The 19042-nt window shown below is 63.9% G+C and carries 21 protein-coding genes; 9 read left to right on the plus strand and 12 right to left on the minus strand.

Features of this window, described 5'->3' with window-relative positions; translation table 11 throughout:
* Positions 1-58: 58 nt before the first annotated feature.
* Positions 59-664: a malonic semialdehyde reductase gene (locus J7E83_RS18425; RefSeq protein ID WP_214965097.1), complete on the minus strand. Its 606-nt coding sequence runs from the start codon at positions 662-664 to the stop codon at positions 59-61.
* Between the two features lie 269 nt (positions 665-933).
* On the opposite strand from J7E83_RS18425, the gene J7E83_RS18430 reads away from it, so the two are divergent.
* Positions 934-2286, plus strand: coding sequence for a uracil-xanthine permease family protein (locus tag J7E83_RS18430; protein ID WP_214965098.1), 1353 nt, complete (start codon positions 934-936; stop codon positions 2284-2286).
* 23 nt (positions 2287-2309) lie between these two features.
* On the opposite strand, the gene J7E83_RS18435 is transcribed toward J7E83_RS18430, so the two are convergent.
* From J7E83_RS18435 to J7E83_RS18455, 5 genes are all read right to left on the minus strand, one after another.
* Positions 2310-3182, minus strand: coding sequence for an SGNH/GDSL hydrolase family protein (locus tag J7E83_RS18435; protein WP_251044086.1), 873 nt, complete (start codon positions 3180-3182; stop codon positions 2310-2312).
* Positions 3179-4054 carry a GAF and ANTAR domain-containing protein gene (locus J7E83_RS18440; RefSeq protein WP_214965099.1) on the minus strand — a complete coding sequence of 292 codons (876 nt, stop codon included), beginning with the start codon at positions 4052-4054 and terminating at the stop codon, positions 3179-3181. Before J7E83_RS18440 ends, J7E83_RS18435 begins: the two co-directional genes overlap by 4 nt.
* 47 nt (positions 4055-4101) lie before the next feature.
* Positions 4102-4329 (minus strand): hypothetical protein, encoded by a 228-nt coding sequence (locus J7E83_RS18445; RefSeq protein WP_214965100.1) that lies wholly within the window; start codon positions 4327-4329, stop codon positions 4102-4104.
* 124 nt (positions 4330-4453) lie between these two features.
* Positions 4454-4972: a hypothetical protein gene (locus tag J7E83_RS18450; RefSeq protein WP_214965102.1), complete on the minus strand. Its 519-nt coding sequence runs from the start codon at positions 4970-4972 to the stop codon at positions 4454-4456.
* A 48-nt stretch (positions 4973-5020) separates the two neighbouring features.
* Positions 5021-5920: an SDR family oxidoreductase gene (locus J7E83_RS18455; protein WP_214965104.1), complete on the minus strand. Its 900-nt coding sequence runs from the start codon at positions 5918-5920 to the stop codon at positions 5021-5023.
* A 212-nt stretch (positions 5921-6132) separates the two neighbouring features.
* Here J7E83_RS18455 and J7E83_RS18460 point away from each other — a divergent pair, with 212 nt between their 5' ends.
* From J7E83_RS18460 to J7E83_RS18470, 3 genes are all read left to right on the plus strand, one after another.
* The gene (locus J7E83_RS18460) at positions 6133-6645 is read left to right on the plus strand and encodes a DUF6328 family protein (protein ID WP_214965106.1); all 513 of its coding nucleotides are present in this window, start codon (positions 6133-6135) and stop codon (positions 6643-6645) included.
* Positions 6646-6700: 55 nt separating this feature from the next.
* Positions 6701-7363: a DUF6766 family protein gene (locus J7E83_RS18465; RefSeq protein ID WP_214965108.1), complete on the plus strand. Its 663-nt coding sequence runs from the start codon at positions 6701-6703 to the stop codon at positions 7361-7363.
* Positions 7364-7430: 67 nt separating this feature from the next.
* Positions 7431-7778, plus strand: coding sequence for a LuxR family transcriptional regulator (locus J7E83_RS18470; protein ID WP_214965110.1), 348 nt, complete (start codon positions 7431-7433; stop codon positions 7776-7778).
* A gap of 32 nt (positions 7779-7810) precedes the next feature.
* Here the strand turns inward: J7E83_RS18470 and J7E83_RS18475 are convergent, their stop codons facing one another.
* Positions 7811-8935 (minus strand): glycerate kinase, encoded by a 1125-nt coding sequence (locus J7E83_RS18475; RefSeq protein ID WP_214965111.1) that lies wholly within the window; start codon positions 8933-8935, stop codon positions 7811-7813.
* Positions 8936-10033: 1098 nt separating this feature from the next.
* Positions 10034-10795, minus strand: coding sequence for a class I SAM-dependent methyltransferase (locus J7E83_RS18480; RefSeq protein WP_214965237.1), 762 nt, complete (start codon positions 10793-10795; stop codon positions 10034-10036).
* 180 nt (positions 10796-10975) lie between these two features.
* Between J7E83_RS18480 and J7E83_RS18485 the strand changes: the two genes are divergently transcribed.
* From J7E83_RS18485 to J7E83_RS18495, 3 genes are all read left to right on the plus strand, one after another.
* The gene (locus J7E83_RS18485; RefSeq protein ID WP_311379777.1) at positions 10976-12601 is read left to right on the plus strand and encodes an ATP-binding protein; all 1626 of its coding nucleotides are present in this window, start codon (positions 10976-10978) and stop codon (positions 12599-12601) included.
* Between the two features lie 21 nt (positions 12602-12622).
* Positions 12623-14152, plus strand: coding sequence for a bifunctional diguanylate cyclase/phosphodiesterase (locus tag J7E83_RS18490; RefSeq protein ID WP_214965114.1), 1530 nt, complete (start codon positions 12623-12625; stop codon positions 14150-14152).
* Positions 14153-14405: 253 nt separating this feature from the next.
* Positions 14406-15395, plus strand: a complete 990-nt coding sequence (locus J7E83_RS18495; protein ID WP_251044088.1) for an EAL domain-containing protein — start codon at positions 14406-14408, stop codon at positions 15393-15395.
* 46 nt (positions 15396-15441) lie between these two features.
* On the opposite strand, the gene J7E83_RS18500 is transcribed toward J7E83_RS18495, so the two are convergent.
* Positions 15442-15687 (minus strand): DUF6480 family protein, encoded by a 246-nt coding sequence (locus J7E83_RS18500; RefSeq protein WP_214965116.1) that lies wholly within the window; start codon positions 15685-15687, stop codon positions 15442-15444.
* A 144-nt stretch (positions 15688-15831) separates the two neighbouring features.
* Here J7E83_RS18500 and J7E83_RS18505 point away from each other — a divergent pair, with 144 nt between their 5' ends.
* Positions 15832-16254, plus strand: a complete 423-nt coding sequence (locus J7E83_RS18505) for a hypothetical protein (RefSeq protein WP_214965117.1) — start codon at positions 15832-15834, stop codon at positions 16252-16254.
* Between the two features lie 26 nt (positions 16255-16280).
* On the opposite strand, the gene J7E83_RS18510 is transcribed toward J7E83_RS18505, so the two are convergent.
* The 3 genes from J7E83_RS18510 to J7E83_RS18520 all read right to left on the minus strand — a co-directional run bounded on the left by J7E83_RS18510 (position 16281) and on the right by J7E83_RS18520 (position 18288).
* The gene (locus tag J7E83_RS18510) at positions 16281-17093 is read right to left on the minus strand and encodes a glycerophosphodiester phosphodiesterase (RefSeq protein WP_396020573.1); all 813 of its coding nucleotides are present in this window, start codon (positions 17091-17093) and stop codon (positions 16281-16283) included.
* Between the two features lie 28 nt (positions 17094-17121).
* The gene (locus tag J7E83_RS18515; RefSeq protein WP_214965119.1) at positions 17122-17367 is read right to left on the minus strand and encodes a hypothetical protein; all 246 of its coding nucleotides are present in this window, start codon (positions 17365-17367) and stop codon (positions 17122-17124) included.
* A 102-nt stretch (positions 17368-17469) separates the two neighbouring features.
* Positions 17470-18288 (minus strand): HAD family hydrolase, encoded by an 819-nt coding sequence (locus J7E83_RS18520; RefSeq protein WP_214965121.1) that lies wholly within the window; start codon positions 18286-18288, stop codon positions 17470-17472.
* Positions 18289-18499: 211 nt separating this feature from the next.
* On the opposite strand from J7E83_RS18520, the gene J7E83_RS18525 reads away from it, so the two are divergent.
* A partial coding sequence (locus J7E83_RS18525) for an ABC transporter substrate-binding protein (protein ID WP_214965123.1) occupies positions 18500-19042 on the plus strand: 543 nt, incomplete at its 3' end.

Raw genomic sequence — 19042 nt, forward strand, 5'->3', positions numbered from 1 at the left:
ACTTTCCTGAGGAAAGTGAGAGAGCGTTGGCGTTAAAGCGGCAGGATGTGAGAGAGCGTCAGACGGTGCGGACGACGTCCTCGTATGTGAACTTGGGCTTCGCTTCGCCCCAGGCGTCCTCACCGGGCTGGCCAATGTTGACCACCAGGAAGCTCTTTTGGTCGCCGGCCGGGAAGAAGGCGGCGTCGATGGCGTTGAAGTCGGCACCGGTCATGGGACCTGCGGCGAAACCGAGCGAACGGACAGCGAGGATGAAGTAGCCGGCCTGGAGGTGGGCGTTGTTGTTGCCGGTGGTCGCCGCCAGCTCGGGAGATGCGTCATACATCGCCTTGGGAGCGTTGTAGCCCGGCAGGAAGTTATCCCACCGCTCGGCCCACGAGGTGTCGTAGCTGAGGATGGCCACCAGCGGGGCTGAAGCCGTCTTGGCGCGGTTGCCGGCCATGAGCGCGTCAACCAGCTTGGTGCGGGCTTCATCGGAGCGGACGTAAGTCACCCGGAGCGGCTGGGAGTTGAAGGCGGTGGGGCCGAATTTGGTGAGCTCGTAGATGGCGCGCGCCTGGTCCTCGGTCACCTCGCCGGTGAAGGAGTTGGCCGTGCGGGCCTCGGCAAAAATGGCGTCGACGGCGGCGGCATCGATGGCCGCTTCTTCGTGGGCAATAGTCATTGGCTTACCTTTCGCTGGGGCCCGCACGCCTGGTGGCTGCGGCGGTTCTTCTTCTATAGTTGCAACTTCAAGTCACCATGCCCTCTTCCCATGACGGCGCGTGACGTTGGGCACAGCCGGAAACCCGCCCGTGTCCGCGATTTCTGTCGTTTAGGTTCCAGTACCGCGACAAGCCAGGAGCGACAGCCGGGTCCCGCTGCGTGAGGCTGGGCGGTATTGTTGCACCGGAAGATCCCGGCCCCCGGCCCCCCCCTTGAAAGGCCTCCGCCATGAGCATGCTCGGAACCAAATGGAAGCTGCACGGCAACGGCAGGACGATCCGGCCCGGCCACGTGGTGGCGCCGCAGGAGAGACTGACCTGGCCGCTGACCATCGGCGTGGGCATGCAGCACGTGGTGGCCATGTTCGGTGCCACGTTCCTGGTTCCCATCATCACGGGAATGCCGCCCGCCACCACTCTGTTCTTCTCCGGCATCGGCACGCTCCTCTTCCTGGTCATCACCCAGGGCAGGGTGCCCAGCTACCTTGGTTCCAGCTTCGCGTTCATCGCGCCCATCATGGCGTCCCAGCAGCAGTTCGGCGTGCCGGGCGCACTGGGCGGTGTGGTGCTTGCCGGCGTCGTCCTGGGCGTCATCGGGGCGATCGTGCAGAAGTTCGGCGCGGGCTGGATCAACCGGCTGATGCCGCCCATCGTTACCGGCGCCATCGTGGCACTGATCGGCCTGAACCTCGCGCCGGCTGCCAAGGCGAACTTCGACGCCGCCCCGGTCACCGCTGTGATCACGCTGGCCACGATCATCCTGGTAAGCGTCCTGTTCCGGGGGATGCTGGGCCGATTGAGCATTCTGGTGGGCGTAGTGGTGGGTTATCTCGCGGCCATGATGCGCGGGGAAGTGCATTACAACAAGGTGGACGCCGCCGCCTGGATCGGCCTCCCCCAGTTCCAGACGCCTCAATTCCATGTGGGCGTGCTGGGCCTCTTTGTGCCCGTGGTGCTTGTGCTGGTTGCCGAGAACATCGGGCACGTAAAGTCGGTTGCAGCAATGACGGGCCAGAACCTCGACGGGGTCTCCGGCCGCGCGCTGCTGGCCGACGGCGTGGCCACCGTCCTCGCGGGCCTCGGCGGCGGCTCCGGCACCACCACTTATGCCGAAAACATCGGCGTCATGGCCGCTACCAAGGTGTATTCGACGGCGGCGTACTGGGTGGCCGGCATCTTTGCCATCGTCCTGAGCTTCTCACCGAAGTTCGGCGAACTGATTGCCACTGTTCCGCCTGGAGTGCTCGGAGGCGCAGCCACCATGCTGTACGGCATGATCGGCGTCCTGGGTGTGAAGATCTGGGTGCAGAACAAGGTGAATTTCTCGAATCCGGTAAACCTGACTACCGCTGCAGTTGCACTGATCATCGGGATTGCGGACTACACCTGGACCATCGGCGACCTGAAGTTCACCGGCATCGCACTGGGCTCGGCCGCCGCCCTGGCCATTTACCACGGCATGAAGGCCATTGCGAAAGCCCGGGGCTCGGTGGCTGAGCCGGAAAGCGAACAAGCGGGCATGCCTCCGGCGGTAAAGGCAGCAGTCAACGCCGCCGCAAAGCGGGCAGCCAAGAAGCGCTGACGGTTTAGACCGCTGGAGCGGCATCAGGCCGCGGAATCACCCAGGAACGGACCCGGCGGCCTGCCGAGACCAAAAACAGGACCCGGCTGGGGGCGTTTGGCTGTCAGCCCCTCTTCCGATGACCGTTGGGTGAGTTGGCGCAGCGCCCAAGGGACAAGGTATTCCCGGGCCCAGACGAGATCCTCCCCGCGGGCCTCCTTCCAGCTCCTTGCCGGGAGCCGCTTAGGCTCAAGGGGATGCAGGCTGTGAGGAACGCTAAGGGCGTTCAGCACCGCCAGGGCGATGGTGTGGTGTCCCAGCGGGGAGAAGTGCAGCCTGTCCGGGTCCCACATGCCCGGGCCTGTGAGCTCCCGCAGGCACCACAGGTCAACAATCACCGCGTCGTGACGGGCCGCCACCGTGTGGAGATTCTCGTTTAGGATGGCCACCTTGCCACGGATCTGGCCCAAGACAGGCGTTGCACCCCAGTCCGGACCTGCGAAGAGGACAACTGTTGCGCCTGTTGCAGACAGCAGTTCCACCCCGGCGTCGATCTTTTCGGCCAGCCGGTCCGGATCGCTGCGGCGGAACACCACGTCATTGCCGCCACCGGAGAGCGCGACAAGATCAGGTTTCAGTGCCAGGGCCGGCCCGATCTGCTGATCCAGGATCTGCTGCAGCAACAGACCCCGGATCGCCAGATTAGCGTACGAGAAGTCCGGCTGCCCCGCACTGAGTTCCTCCGCCACGCGGTCCGCCCACCCGCGCAGCCCGCCTTCACTGTGCGGCTCGGGGTCCCCTATTCCTTCAGTGAAGGAATCACCCAGGGCCACGAAGCGGTGCCACGGGTGAGAACCGCGCCCTGGATCAGGATTTGTACTGGCAGGCATCATGCCGTGGGGCTCCCGGAAGTTCATGCTCTGCTCCTTGAACGTCGCGGTGACACAGATCGCCGCGGTGGCACAGTTTCCGGCGGTGACGCAGTTCGCTGCGGTGGCACACCGGGAGGCGGGGAATCCATAGCAATCAGGCCGCGGAAATCTGTGTTGTCCTGGACGTATCCCGCCTGGTCCCTTCGTGAACCGGACGAAACAACACCCAGCGCGACATCCCGGAGCCCAAGGTTGTTATGCCGCGCAACGGTCCGCAAATATTGAAAAGCCCCCTCATGGCTGAGTCCGTAGTCGCTCATCAGCGTCCTTACTGCCAAGTCCATCAGCGCCATGGAGGTCTGTGCAACCGCGAGTTCCGCATTGGCCTCGGCCCGTTCCGCCACGCGCAGCACCACACGGAGCGAGCGGGCAACATGCCTCGCGTAGCTTCGTGTCCTGATGATGTCATCACTGGTGAAAGCGTGAGGATTGGGCGCATAGAGGTTGATGGCGGCGCTGGACACGGCCGCGGCGGCAATGGGCATCGACAGCAGCGACCCCACGCCGTGGCTGGCCGCAGCGATGGCATAACCTGGCCACCGGCGTTCCCGCGCCAGATCCGGCACATGCACAAAGTCGCCAGAGCGCACGGCCTGCAAGACCGGTCCGTCAGCGAAGGAGCACTGCTCCCGGTCAGCGGCCAGGGCCTGTGCGCTTCCTGCGGCCAGGGTGTGGGCCTCTCCCCGGCTGAACAAGGTGGCAGCCCAATTGATGTCCCGCCGGGCGCCCTTGATGTCCCTGATAAATTCATCGGTCACGTCGCAGAGGAAGTTCTCGACGTCGTTGCTTTCGAGAACCACGTCCTGCGGGGCACGAAGCGGTGCCCAGCTATCGCCCCCTGAGGTCTCCACGGCCATATTCCACGCCTAGGTTCGAAACCCATCGGCCCACTTCAAGGCCTTATCTAAGGATACGTCCACTGCTGTCGGGAATGCTCGTCCATCTTCCGATCTGCGGATTCCCGCACACCATTGGGCATCACTTCGAAGGCTCCCACCTTCCGCTCCGTAATCGTGGTGGGAGATTCAAGATGGGCGTCGCGGCGGTACAGGTGCAGCCACCCAGCCAGGCCCCGCGGTATGGCACCCACTGCCCGGGCTTCGGGGAGAGGCCTGGCTGAGCTTCTGCTCATGGCGCACCTCCTGGGTACCCGGGATGGGCCTGGGCGGGTCTGCTATGAACGGCTTGCACCCAAACGGGCCGGGAATATCGTCCCCGGGCTGGCCCACGCCCGGGTACGACCGGCACCAGCCCAATCAGCCAGCGTCGAAGCTTTCCCCGTCGTCGTCGTTCGGTGATTTCTCCTGGGGAAGGTCGTTGCCGCTGCCATCCGGCAGCCCGGCGGCCTCCTGCTCCGGCTCCGACGAGAAGGATTCGGAGCCTTGTACGTCGTCCGCGTTGGATTCGTTGATCCCGGCCTCGGTTGAAGGCAGGTCCGCTTCCCGGGGGACCGGCGGCTCCCCGGGCTCGAACCCGGGATCGTTGGTGTCGCTCTCGGCGTGGTACTGCTCATCGGTGCCGCCAAAGCGGCCCGCTCCGGGCTCGCCCGCGCTGTCCTGGTCCTCCTCGCCGAAATGGCTGAGGTTGGGGGAACCGGTGGCGAATGTTTCGCCGGTGGGGCTGTCCTGGTTCAGGCCGGCGGCGTCAAAGTCCTCTTCCTCGCGGGGCTGGGCAAACTGCTTGTTGTCTGCCCCGCCCATCTCCTGCTCGGCAGTCGGCGTTCCGTAACCTCCCGCTTCCTCTTCGGGCTCGGCGTGCTGGTTGTCCTGACTCATGGGTTCCTCCTGTTGTGGATGTGGATGAATCTGACGCGGAAAAGTTTTTTAGAGTCCCTTGCCCCCGGTCACGGGAAGCACGGCTCCGGAAATGTAGGAGCCCTGTTCGGATGCCAGCAGCACATAAGCCGCGGCGAGCTCGGCAGGCTGGCCGGCCCTCTGCAGCGGGGTGTCCTGGCCAAACTTGGGAAGCTTGTCCGGCCATTCCGTGGCGGGGATCAGGGGCGTCCAGATGGGACCGGGAGCAACGGCATTTACCCGGATACCCTTCGGGCCCAGTTCCTGCGCCAGTGCCTTGGTGAAAGCGACCTGGGCAGCTTTGGTCATGGCGTAGTCGATCAGCCCCGGGGAAGGATTGAAGGCCTGGATCGAAGCTGTAGTGATGATCGAGGAACCGGCCTTGAGATGCGGAACTGCGGCACGGGCAGTCCACAGCAGCGAGTACAGATTCGTCTTGAACACCCGGTCAAATTCCTCGGTGGGGAGCGATTCAAGGCTCTCCCTGTTCTTCTGGTAGGCCGCGTTAAGCACCACCACGTCCAGGCCACCAAACTCGGCTACCGTATCCTCCACGATCCGCGTGCTGAACTCCTCGTCGCGCGCATCCCCCGGGAGCAGGAGGGCGCGCTGCCCGGCTTTCCGGATCCACTCAGCCGTGTCCTGCGCATCGTCCTCCTCTTCGGGGAGGTAGGAAATGGCGACGTCGGCGCCTTCGCGGGCGAAAGCGATAGCCGCCGCCTTGCCGATTCCCGAGTCGCCGCCCGTGATGAGCGTTGCCTTGCCCTGCAGCACGGCGTGTCCCTCGTAGCTCAGCTCGCCGTGGTCAGGCTTGGGATCCATTGGCGCGGTGAGGCCCGGCTGCTTCTGTTCCTGCTCAGGAAACGGTCCCTGGTGATAACCGCCGCGGGGGTCTGCGGGCTGGTCCGTCTGCTTCTGCGTCTCGCTCATGGTCCACCTACTCGCTGTCGGTTTCTAAGGCTCTGCCGTTCACCGGCCCTTCGAAACTATCCCGATGAAAGGAGCAAAGTCCACCGTTAGTGGAAATAATCAGTAAACTTATCAAATGTTGATGTTGGCGCAACTTCGGCCTAGTTTTGGAGCACCCGGCCCCGGCAGGATGCCCGCCGGTTGGCGAAGACCCGGGTGCAGGGAGGAGCATCATGTCGGACGTGGAGGACTTCACAAGCAGAAGCGGACGGAATGAAACCCGAGAGGAGCAGCTCGACCGGAACTGGGGTGAGCTCCTTCAGGAACTCAGGGTGTTGCAGACCGGCGTCCAGATCCTGGCCGGTTTCCTGCTGACACTCCCCTTCCAGCAGCGCTTCCGGGAGCTGGATGATTTCCAAGTGGGCCTCTATCTGGTCAACGTGGTGATAGCCACCCTCACCACGGCGTTCATCCTGCTGCCTGTCAGCGTGCACCGGCGGCTCTTCCGGAAGCGGCTCAAGGAAACTCTGGTCTCGAGCGCCGACTCCATCACCAAGATAGCCCTGGCCGGGGTAGGGATGCTTAGTGTGGGGACGGCATCCCTCGTCTTTGATGTGACGGCCGGGCGGATGGCCGGTCTGACCGCCGGCGGCGTGCTTCTGGCCATTCTCCTCGTCCTGATGATCTACGTCCCGCTACACCTGAACAAGCGCGCTGCAGGAAGGAACGGCTCTGTCTCTGACTGATCACACCAAGCCCTCAACCGACCACACTGATGCCAGACAAACCAATGGAGGAAAGATGCGCAAATGGGCCAAAGAACATGGACTACTGCTGGCCAATATCGGCCTGTTCGTGGTGTTTTTCGGCGGGATGATCCTCTCTGGCGCTGCCGCCTACAGCGAGGACCAGGCAGCCCATGGCCAGCCCGAGGTCTCCGTGCTGGAGTACCTAACTACCGGCAACTTTGTGGAAGCGACTTTTGAAAACTGGGAGTCCGAGTTCCTGCAGATGGCAATGTATGTGGTCCTGACTGTCTTTCTCTTCCAGAAGGGCTCCTCGGAGTCCAAGCCCGTTGGCAAATCCGCCCCACAGGACGAGGACCCCCGCGACGCCAGCATCAAGGACGCCACTCCCTGGCCCGTGAAGCGTGGGGGCCTGGTGCTGAAGCTGTATGAACACTCGCTGTCCATACTTCTGCTCGTGCTGTTCCTCGCATCCTTCACTCTGCACGCAGCCGGCGGCACCGCGGACTACAACGAGGAGCAACAGAGCCACGGCCAGCCCACCGTTACCATGCTCGGTTATCTGGGCACCAGCCGTTTCTGGTTCGAGTCTTTCCAGAACTGGCAAAGTGAATTCCTGGCCGTCGCCGTCCTGGTGGGTGCATCAGTGTATCTCCGTGAAAAGGGCTCTCCGGAGTCCAAGCCGGTAGCCGAGCCACACTACGAGACAGGCGCGTGAGCGTTTTGGACATCCATTACCCGGACAGCCGGAGGAGCTGGCTGGCTGAACCAAGCAGGAGAATGCCATGCGAAAAATCCTGAAGACCGTCCTCTTGGCAGTGGCCCTGGTCGCGGTGGCGCCGCTCTTCGCAGCTTCCGCCCAGGCCGCCCCAAGCCTGGCCGCCGCGGCTGCAGTTCATGCCTCGGAGGTAAAGACGGCGGTCACCGGACAGTCGGGCGTGGCCGCCTCAACCACCAGCCCCTCCCCTACGGATCCGGCATCCACCGGTCCAGCCAACCCCGGAACGGGCGAAACCGGCGACGCCGAAGCGACCCGCACCAACTACGCGCCGCTGGTGATAGGGGCAATTGCCGTGGTCACACTGGTGGTGATTCTGATCTGGCGCCGGCGGCGCAATACCACCATCGTCTAGGGGCGGCGTGGCTGGGAGGGCGGCAGCCCCGGCTACGCGCCTTCCAGAACCTGGGCAGTGACCCAGGACAAGTACTTTGCGGCCTGTGCGACGGCGTCTTCCGGGCTGGCGGCGACATCCAACAGCTGCGCCGCGGCCACCACGCCATGCTCGGCAAGGTCCTCCGGAGTGACCAGGATCCGTCCTGCCACGACGACCACCGGAATACCTCGCTCCCGGGCGGCGTCGGCGAGCGCGATGGGCGCCTTGCCCGTCAGCGATTGGGAGTCCATGGACCCTTCGCCGGTGATCACCAGGTCGGCGTCGGCCAGCTGCCCGGCCAGCCCGGTGAGTCCGGCCACGAGCGTAAAGCCGCTTTCCAGGCGGGCGTTCGCCAGGCCAAGGAATGACGCCGGGAAGCCGCCGGCAGCGCCTGCCCCGTCGACGTTGACGTCCCGGCCCGTGGCTTCGCGGAGCAAGGACGCCCAGTTGCGGAGCCCGGCGTCCAGCAGTTCCACGGCCTCCTCATCTGCGCCTTTCTGCGGCCCGAACACGTGGGCTGCCCCGCTGGTGCCGAACAGCGGATTCTTCACGTCCACGGCTATCCGGAACGAGGCAGCTGAGAGCCGGGGGTCAAGCCCTGACGTATCCAAAGCCACAACGTCGGCCAGCGATCCGCCGCCAAGCGGCACAACGTTTCCCGCGGCGTCGAGCGGTTTGAGGCCGAGCGCACGCAGGGCGCCACTGCCGCCGTCGGTCATTGCCGACCCGCCCAGGCCCAGCACAATTTCCGTGGCCCCGGCGTCAAGGGCGGCGGCGATCAGCTGGCCGCAGCCATAACTGTGGGCACGCAGGGCATTCGCCGGGGTGGGTTCCATCTGTGCCAGGCCTGAGGCCTGGGCCGTCTCGATGACGGCCGTTGCTCCGCCGTCGGCTTTCTTGAGTATTGCCCACGCGGCGCCGACAGGCGCGAGAATGGGTCCCACCACGGCGTTGAGGCGCTCCTCATACCCTGCGGAGACGGCAGCCTCCAGGGTCCCTTCGCCGCCGTCGGCGATCGGAAACTGGCTGGCCACGGCGTCGGGATACACGCGCAGCACACCCTCGGCCATTGCGGCCGCGGCCTCTGCGGCGGTCAGCGAGCCCTTGAATTTGTCCGGAGCGATGAGAATGCGCATGCCGTCCATCATGCCAGCCTTTCCTTGGAAAGCGCTTGCCAAACCGCGATGCGGACAAGAGGTGGGCCCAAATGCCAAGCAGGTAATTTAGCACTGGTAGTCAATTTCCGCCATCACGGCTGCTTCGTCAGCTGGGGGAACTCGTTCTCCCACAGTTTCCTGCAGCGGACAGGAAGCATCAGTTGCTGCCACATCCGGTCAAGAAGTGCGGAGGACCCGCGGTTCACTCATTTTCATGGGGGGCGTTGATGCCCTGGTTGCCGGTATTGGTAGGCAACTAGGACATTGATCCGCACATCTTGAGGGCGACAAGGTACCGGCGCCGCTGTCATCTTGCCCACCAACCAGAGGCACTATGTCACAGTTTGTCTGGTGAAGAACGCAGTATATTTATATTCCTTTATCCTCCAACTGGCTGGACTAATGACACTGAGCTTGTACGCGGTGTCCAGACTCCAAAGGCCCGATCCCGCCGCTATAGCCGTCCTTGCCCTTTTGGTAGTAGGGCTCGTACTGTCAGTGGTTTACTTCTGGAAGCTTGACCGGACTGCACGAAACGTGCGCCGGATGGCAGCAGGGAAACCGTTCCGTGCATACACTTTTCGTTCGACTGCCTCTGCAGAGTATGGACATGCGCCGACTACTGTTTGGGAGCTGATCCGGCCGGCCGAGGCGTCCATCCTTTTCGGGAACGCTGCCCAAGCCTTCAAAGTGCCTGGCACTCCGGATGGGGTAGGCGAGCGGCAATGCTTTATCTCAGCAGAGGGGCGGATTTCAGTTATTGAAGTTGTCAGCGAGGTTCCCGGCCGCTCCGCAGTGAGCAGGGCGGTTTGCTCGCCAGGTCACCCGTTCGTTGAGACCACGTACGACCTGGAACCCACAGCGGCTGGTTGTAGGTTCACGATGCAGACTAATCTTGAGTTGCCTGCCCGAATGACTGTTGCCCAGCTCGAGGCGATCCGGGCAAATGACCGAAACTTCGTTGCTAAAGTCGGGCATTGGCTGGACAGGCAGTCCTTGCAGGAGGTCCCCACAGCTTCTAGCGGAGCGTGATCCGCCCTCAATAAGGGAACTTTGAGCGCGCGGATAGGTATTCAGTCAGCTGCGTGCCCTCAGCACTGCGAAATATCCCGGGATCAGGCTTGCTCCCGCCACGCCCGTCATGGGGTTCGTTTCGATGGTCGCTGGGCCATCCTCCAGTAGCTCCCACGCCTCGGGCGGCATCACCCTGCTGAGTTCCAGAGGTCCGAAGTGTCCCGGCATTGGCAGCTCACGGATGGCCCGTTCCAGCGGGGCGGGAATGTCCCGCGGGGTTGCACCCAGATGCGTCACGTACTCCAGGGGGGTGCCCTGGAAGTTGGTTTCTGCCAGGAACACCGTGCCCCGCGTCCCCACAATGTCCCTGAGGTTGTTGACCACAGCGGCCTGGTCCGCGGGCTCCAGCACATGGAGCACTCCGCGGATAAATACGTTGGCATCAGTGGACCCCGCCAGCCCGTGACCCGCTCCGGGCGCCGTCATGTCGCGCACGAGATAGCTGACATTTTCCGTGTCCGCGGATTCGCTCCTGGCCCGTTCCACGGCATGTTCGGAGACATCAACGCCGAGGGCCTGAGGGAAGAATGCCGCGAGACCGCGGGTATAGCTTCCGTGGCCGCACCCGATATCCACTACCGGAAGGCCGGGGTCCAGGTGCCGCTGCAGGGCCTCCCGGTAGCCAAGTAGCTCATGATCGTTCCCGGAATCCCAGAGCACCTCCCCAAGGGGACCTGTCGTGGTAATTCCGGCCCAATACCGCTCCCATGCCACCTGCCGGTCCTTGGGCGCCAAACGGGACAGCCGGATGAGCTTTGGGAGCATCAGGTACTTCCGCAAGGCGGAGCGCACGGTATCTACAGGCGAGGGCACTGTCCAAATATATGTCCCGGAATGCCCGCTGGCCCATTTGATAACGGAGCAGGTGCCCCGTGTCCCCCTAGAATGTACTCAATCAGGAGCGAAGGGGGCAGGGTGGCCGGGGACACACCATTTGTCGCAACTGTGCAAAAAACCGCGATCGTGGCCGATCCCGACGGCGGACGCCGGGACTTCACCGGCGCAGCCCTCCGTGCTGCCGGCTACATCGTCCACACCGCCGCGGATGCCAGGACCATTTCCGGATTGCTCGACGAAGATATACCGTCGGTGCTCGTGGTGGACAGCTCACTTTCCATGCTGGATACCGATATTCCCGTCCTGGTCCTGGTGGACCTGGACAACCAGGCCGAAGTCGCCGCCTTGGAGCGTGCGGGCATCCGCGACTGCATCGCAAAACCTCCGGCAGCGAAGGAACTTGTCCAACGGGCCACCGCCCTCATCAACCTGGTCGCGCGCCGCACTGAGGCCCGGCGGGATGCGGAAGCACTGAGGGAACGGCTTCGGCTGGTTTCGGCGGCAATCCGCGCAACGAACGATCCCCACGAGATCGCCGACAGCGTCGTGTCGGGATTCGGAGAGACCTTCGCGGCGGACCGGGTGTGGCTGGCCACGTTCGAAGACGACAGGGTGCCCCGGATTACCGCCCAGTGGAACCGGCCCGGGCTGGAGGCCCTGCCGGACAGCATCCTCACGGACGAGGAGCCGGCACTTCGGACGGCGGACCTCCTCTGGGCCAGGGCAGAAGTCCTTACGTCAGACGGATGGGATAACTCCGATACGGCCCCCAGTAGCTGGCTGCCTGGGGCGCTCGAGGCCAAACACGCCTCTGCGTCGGTCCTGGTTCCCATGGGCGAAGGCGATTCTTCCCTGGGCCTTATCTGGATAGCCCTCTTGGACAAGCCGCGGAGTTGGTCGCGGGCCGAGCTGGGTCTCATCCAGCACGTGGCCGGCAACGCCGCCCACGGGCTGATTCAAAGCCACCTGATCAGCAGCCAGCAAAAGGTGGTGAAGCAGCTTCAGCAACTGGACAAGGCCAAAACCGACTTCCTCGCAACCGTCAACCATGAATTGCGTACTCCCCTGACGTCAATCATGGCGTACCTGGACATGATTCAGGAGAGCACGGTGGATCCCGTTTCGAGTGAGGTGCACCAGATGCTGGACATCGTGGTCCGGAACACCGAACGACTGAGGCTGCTGATAGAAGACATGCTGAGCGTTTCCCGGAACGGCGAAACGGACAGCTCGCTGCACCTGACACCCGTGAGGCTTGGGCGCACCTTGGATATTGTCACCGGTGCCCTGAGGCCATTGGCGAAGCTCCAGAACGTTACCATAGCGCTGGAACCCATACAGGAGGATCCTGAGATTATGGGGGATGAAGTGCAGCTGGAACAGGTTTTTACCAACCTCGTGTCCAACGCCATCAAGTTCACGCCCAGCGGGGGAAAGATCCACGTGGGCAGCGAGTCGCATGCGGCCGCTGACGGGACCCGCTGGGCCACCGTCAGCGTGGCCGATACAGGGATCGGCATTTCCAGCGACGAGCTCGCCCATGTGTTCACCCGTTTCTACCGTGCCTCCAATGCTATGGCCGGCGCGGTTCCGGGCACGGGCCTCGGACTGGCCATCACCCAGGACATCGTGAGCCGGCATGGCGGGCGGATCGACGTCGCCTCCGAGCTGGGTGCAGGCACAACTGTCACCATCAGCCTCCCTCTGGACACCCGCGGGAACCAAGCCAACTGACCCGGGTAAGGAGGAATCCAGATGTTTGCCGAGAACGATCCCAGACTCTCCCAGCTGCTTGACGGCATTGTCCGGCTTGCCTCCGGTGACCTCCGATCCCGCATCGAAGTCTCCCCCGCCCGGGACGAGCTCGACGCCATTATCATGGGGACCAACCTGCTTGCCGAGGACCTGCAGATCATTTATGAGGAACTTGAGCAGCGCGTGGCCGTCCGCACCCAGCTGCTCCATGAGGCCCATGTTGAAATGCAAAAAATGGCCATGGAGGACGCCCTCACTGGCCTGGCCAATCGCTCCGCCCTCCTCTCTGCCCTGAAATCCGCACAGGGCGACGGTGCCGAGGATGAGCCGCCTGTCATCCTGCTGCTGGACCTGGACGCGTTCAAGTCCATCAATGACACCTTTGGCCATACCGCCGGCGACCAGGTCCTGGTCACAGTCGGGGAACGCCTCCGGGACGCCGTCCGGAGCACGGACGTGGTTGCCCGGCTGGGCGGGGACGAGTTCGCCATCGTGATGCCGGCCACAGGCATCGACCAGGCCACCATTGTGGGGCACCGGATCCTGGCGGCCTTGGAGCAACCGATCGAACTGCATGACCGGAGCATCCGCTGCGGGGCGAGCCTCGGGCTGAGCGTCGGAGACGCGCGGCAAGGGCCAGAGGAAATGCTCATGCACGCCGACGTCGCCATGTACGCCTCGAAGGCCGAAGGGCTGAACAGGCTCCATATCTTTGAGCCCGGACTCCTGCTGGTCCGCCGGCTCCGCACCCAACTGCTGGACGATCTCCGGACGGCTCTTAAGGGGGAAGGGCTGGTCATGCACTACCAGCCGGTGGTGGAGCTGGCCACCGGACGAATCGAAGGCGTCGAGGCTCTGATCCGCTGGAACCATCCCACCCGCGGCCTCATCATGCCCGACGAATTCATCCCCCTCGCTGAAGAGGCAGGGCTCATCTCCGAACTCGGCCTCTGGGTGCTCAAGAACGCCGTGGAACAGCTTCGGCGCTGGATCGCCGACTCCGTGGTGGACAGCAGGTTCTCCGTGCGGATCAACATTTCGCCCACCGATCTCCAAAGCCTTCAGTTCATTGAGGATGTCCGCTGCGTACTCAAGGAAACGGCCGTCCCTCCGGACCAGGTGGTCCTGGAGCTGACGGAAATGGCCATCGTTAAAGGCAACGAACTGGACCGCTATTCGCTGAGTGGGCTTCGGGGACTGGGCGTGGGCATCGAGATTGATGACTTCGGAACGGGCTATTCCTCGATCAACTACCTCCGGACACTGCCGGTGGACCGGGTCAAGGTGGACCGCTCGCTCATTGTTGGCCTCGGCACCGATCCCACCCAGTCTGCGCTCGTGGCCGCAATCCTCCAGCTCATCCGTGCCTGTGGCCTGGAAGCGGTCTGGGAAGGCGTGGAGACCGCAGAGCAGGCCGAGCACCTGAGGAGCCTGGGATGCCTCAGCGCACAGGGGTATTACTTCAGCCGGCCGCTCCCGCCCGAACAAATTCCCGCCTTGGTTGCAGCACAGTCCTCAAAGGCAACCTGAGCCTTTAATGCGGGATAAGCTGCGCTTTTGTGCATCCCGATATACGATCATCATGCGATGTCCGATTTTCAGGGCCAAAGGGATCGGGCTTAATCAAGAAGTAGCGAATTCCGAAGGCGTCTGGAAATTGAACAACAAAGGGGCCAACGGGCCATTACTTCGTCAACTGGGGGCGTAGCTAATGTCGGTTCGGGTACAAGCGTGGGGAATTATTGCCGGAGTGTTGGCAGATTCAGACCCTGCAGGTGCAGCCATGCGCCAGCGTCTGAGCGACCGCCTCGATGAAAACCCGGGCGTTCCGGAACGGGCGCTCCTGGAACACCTTCTTGAAACCCGGCAACAGGACGCCGTTAACGAGGGCAAGCCGGACGTAGCCCGGACTCCCCTGCCGCTTGAGAGCATGCCGCCGCAACTGGTTGAGCAGCTTCAAATGTTGCGAAGCCAGTCACGGATTAGTTCCCTGCTTGAGAACCAGATGCTAATGACCGCATTCCAACCGATCTACGGCCTCGCAGCCCAGAGCGTAGTGGGAGTAGAGGCATTGTCCCGCTTCGTCAGCGACGACGGCGCCGGCGCGGAGTTGTGGTTCGCAGAGGCCGCCTCCGTAGGGCTGGGCGCCAATCTGGAGTTCTCCGCCTTGGGTTCAGCCGCGGCAGCAGCGGCCAGCCTTCCGCCGCACCTTTACGTGGCGATGAACATCTCGCCGACGTCCTGCATTGATCCACGTCTGCCCGAATTGTTCGACCATATCGAGCTGCCCATCGGCCGCATTGTCCTGGAATTGACTGAAGGAATTCCGGACGAGGAATACCTGCAATTTATTTCCGCCATTTCGCCACTGCGTGAACGCGGACTCCGCATCGCCATCGACGATTCACACTCCGGCGCAGGCGCTCTTAGCCGGATGCTGCACCTTCGCCCCGATTTCATCAAGCTCGGCAGGAATGTCATCAGCGGAGTTGACACGGACACGTCCCAGCACGCCCTGGCCGTCTGCATGGTGGACTTCGCCGACCAGATCGGCGCCGTCCTGGTAGCCGAGGGCGTGGAAACCCCCGATGAACTGCGCGTCCTCACCGAACTGGGGATCAGCGCGGGCCAGGGCTACCTGCTGGGCCGCCCGTCAGTGCGCCCCCAGGACTGGGCCGCCTGGAACACCCCCCTTGACCCCGACGGGCTCGGGCGGTATGCCATCGCTGCGGACCAGGTGGCAAGCGATTCAGGCGCGAGCGACAAGCACTGACCTGGCTGCCGCCGCACCTGCATCGGGTGTCGAGCTGCGCCGACAGTTACTCGCTGTGACCCTGGTCCCCGCTCATCTGGTCCTCCGCCGGCGGAGTCTCACCCGGCGGCACTCCCCCGCCCGGTTCAAGGCCGGTGATGTTGCCTTCCAAGGGATCGGGATTCGGAGAGCCTGCCTGGTCGTTTTCCGCTCCGGCAGGGTTTTTGCCTGCCTCGTCGTTTTCCGCTCCAGCCGGGCTTTTGCCGGGCTGATCGGGGTTGGCGGGATCGTTCTCCGGATGGTAACTGCTCATGGTGCTGGTTCCTTCCTCGGACGGGCTGCGGTTCCTTCCCCAGCTCTGGACTAATTGTAAGCATGCTGATAATTCTGGATGGGTAAGGCGCTGGCAGGGCTGCACGCAGCCAACCGGCGGACGACGTCAAGAAGGAGCAGTCAGATGGGTATCGGCGACAGCATCGGCAAAGCAGCAGAGAACGCCATGGAGGACCTGGCGGGGACATCCAAGCCCACTGAAGACGCCCATGTCCCCGAACCGACAGACCTCAACAGCGATGTTGAAGTGCATTCGTCCATCAGTGAAGGCTCCAATGCCATGGAGGCCGAAAAAGAAAAGGCTCCCGGCCTGAAGACCGGTTCGGCCACGGGACCCATTTCCGGAAATCCGGTCAGCCCCGGCGACGAGCCGGGTGCCGGCACTGACTCTGGCGGACCCTCGGAAGCGGGTTCGCCCGCGGATGCGCCGGACGTTCCCCGCGATGTTCCCGGTTCCGCGGGACTGCCGGAGGGCGATCCGGACGCGTTGCGTGCCGACCCCGGCGAGAGCGACGAGGATCCCTCCACTGGCATGGGACGAGGATGACGATCAAACGCACATAGGGGAAACCCTCATGACCAGCCGCCGCCCCACTCGCCGCGTTCCTGCATGACATGCTTGAGCACATCGGCGCGGTCGGTGACGATACCGTCCACGCCGAGCTCAAGCAGACGGCGCATCTCGGCGGGATCGTTGATGGTCCATACATGAACCAACAGACCCAGCGCATGTGCACGCCGGATATAGCGGGCCGTCACCACCGGGATGGGACCGTACTTGACGGGGACTTGAAGGGCGTGCACATCGCGCAGGGGACGGCGGAGCACGCGCCGCAGCCAACTGGCCGGCAGCAGGGGACCCAGCGCAACAACCAGGGCATTCGTGGTGATTCCTGCCGACGACGCCACTGGGCGGCTGAGCAGTTTCAGTACGGCCCGGCGTCGGCGGTCCGAGAAGCTGGCCACGAGCACCTGGTGGTGGGCGCTGTGGCGTTCGATTGCTGCGGCGAGGCTCCTCACGGAGGTCCAGTCCTTGACGTCCACGTTCAGGCGGGCCTGGGGGAAGGCTGTCACCAGTTCGTCGAACAGCGGCACGGGCTCCGTCCCGCCGATGCGGGCGGCGGCGACCTCAGCGGCGGTGAGTTGGGAGATCCGGCCACGGCCATCGGTGATGCGGTCCAGGGTCTCGTCGTGGAAAAGTAGCAGCACGCCGTCGGCTGTGGTCTGGACGTCCGTTTCGAGGTACCGGTAACCGAGTTCGACGGCGGCGCGGAACGCGGCCATGGAGTTCTCCAGCCCCTCGCGGGAAAATCCCCGGTGCGCCATGGCCACGGGACGGCCCGGACCTGCAGCACCGCCAGGAGCATCAAAAAAGGGCTCAGTCACGTTGGAAGCGTACCGGAGCCACGCTTTGTTAGTCCTGTGGCACGATCTCCACCCCGTCGCTGCAGTGAAGCAGGACGCGGCCGCCGCCGCCGTCGAGATCCACCCAGACCGCCGTGTGGTCCCAGGCGATGGCGTCCACCTGGCCTCCGATGACGAAACCGGGAGTGAGCGCGACGCTGACGCGGTCGCCCTGCCTCAGGTTTTTCCAGTGCGCTGCAGGCTCGGCCGCGCGCAGCGGTGCCTCAGCTACACGCTGGTTAACATTCTTTGCCATGATGTCCCCTCAAGCCGCGGATCGATGCCACCACCCACGCTAGGGTTCGAAGGTGAACGGCAGGTGAGAGCCAGCTGTGAAATTCCGGGCGCGGCCAGGACGTCAGGAGAGCTTGACGCCCAGGGCCGCGAGCCTGGCTTCGAGAACCTGGGCCACGCCGTCGTCGTCGAAATGGGGGGCTTGCTGTCCGGCAGCACGGATAGCCTCTGGGTGGCCGCTCGCCATCGCGTAACCGTGGCCCGCCCAGCGCAGCATTTCAATGTCGTTGGGCATGTCACCGAAGGCGACCACGTCGGCGGCTTCGATGCCCAGCGACGCGGCGTATTCGGCCAGCGTGACCGCCTTGTTGACGCCGGGAAGGGACAGCTCCAGCATCGACGCTCCCGGTGAGGAGTGCGTGGCGGCCGCAAGATGCGCGACGGCGGGGGCCACTTCGGCCAGGAACTCGTCTGGAGTGCCCTCATGCACGATCGCCAGAAACTTCACCACTCCGTCATCTGCGGCAAGGGTGTCAGCCAGCGGCGCCGGCGTGAACTCGGCGAGGAGTTCACTGGAGGCATTTTGAATGAAGCCCGGCTCCAGATGAAATCCGCCGAGGGTTTCGGCGGCGAACAGAGCGGCGGGGCGCAGCTCCTTGATGATCCGGCGGACCTCCAGCACCGACTCGATGCTCAGCGTGCGGGCCGACACCAGCTGATCCGTCTCAAGGTTCCAGACCACTGCGCCGTTGGAGCAGATCACCGTCCCGGTGTGGCCCAGCTGTTCCTCCAGCGGGTGGAGCCAGCGGGGCGGGCGGCCGGTGACAAAAACGAGTTCGACGCCGGCGTCCCGGCAGGCGTGGAAGGCGCGGACTGTGCGGTCACTGATCCTTCCGTCGTGCCCAAGAATCGTTCCGTCAATATCACTTGCAACCAGCCGCATCCTGCCAGTCTACGTGGGCTGCGGCTCCAGTGGTCCCGGACGATGGGCTTCCGCGGCCTCCTGATAAGTCGCCCCGAGACCCTTTTTGACGCTTCACTACGCCCCGTTGAGCCTCCGCGACGTTTCGTGAACTTCCGCGTCAAGTGCCTTTGTCGCGTTGCAGGCCCCTCCGTAGTCTCATCTCCAGTACCCGCCCAGCAAAGGAATTCCAGTGTCATCACCCCAGGACAAGAGTCCCCAGAACCAGCAAGGATCCACCCGTATTGTGGCCGGCCAGGCTTCCACCCCCAAGCGCCCCCTTGGCCTTAAGATCGGCATTGTGGCCGGCCTCCTCGCCTTGGTGGGCGGCGGCGGCGCCGTGGCCTCGGCCGTATCCGCAAACAATGCCAGCAGCGCCGCAGCCCAGCAGGTTGCCGCGCCCGCCAGAGACAATGCTGCGGCTGAGCTGAAGCTGGGCTACTTCGCCAATGTCACGCACGCCCCTGCCCTGGTCGGCCTGAGCAAGGGCTTCTTCGCGAAGGAACTGGGCGGCACCAAGCTCAGCACGCAGGTCTTCAATGCCGGCCCCGCGGCCATCGAGGCGCTGAACGCCGGCGCGATCGACGCCGCCTATCTCGGCCCGAACCCGGCCATCAACTCCTTCGTCAAGAGCCAGGGCGAGTCCATCAGCATCATCGCCGGGGCCGCGGCCGGCGGGGCGCAGCTGGTGGTCCGGCCGGAGATCAATTCTGCAGCTGACCTCAAGGGCAAGACC

The organism is Arthrobacter sp. ISL-48 (assembly GCF_018613805.1).
In the GTDB taxonomy this organism is placed as follows: Bacteria; Actinomycetota; Actinomycetes; order Actinomycetales; family Micrococcaceae; genus Arthrobacter.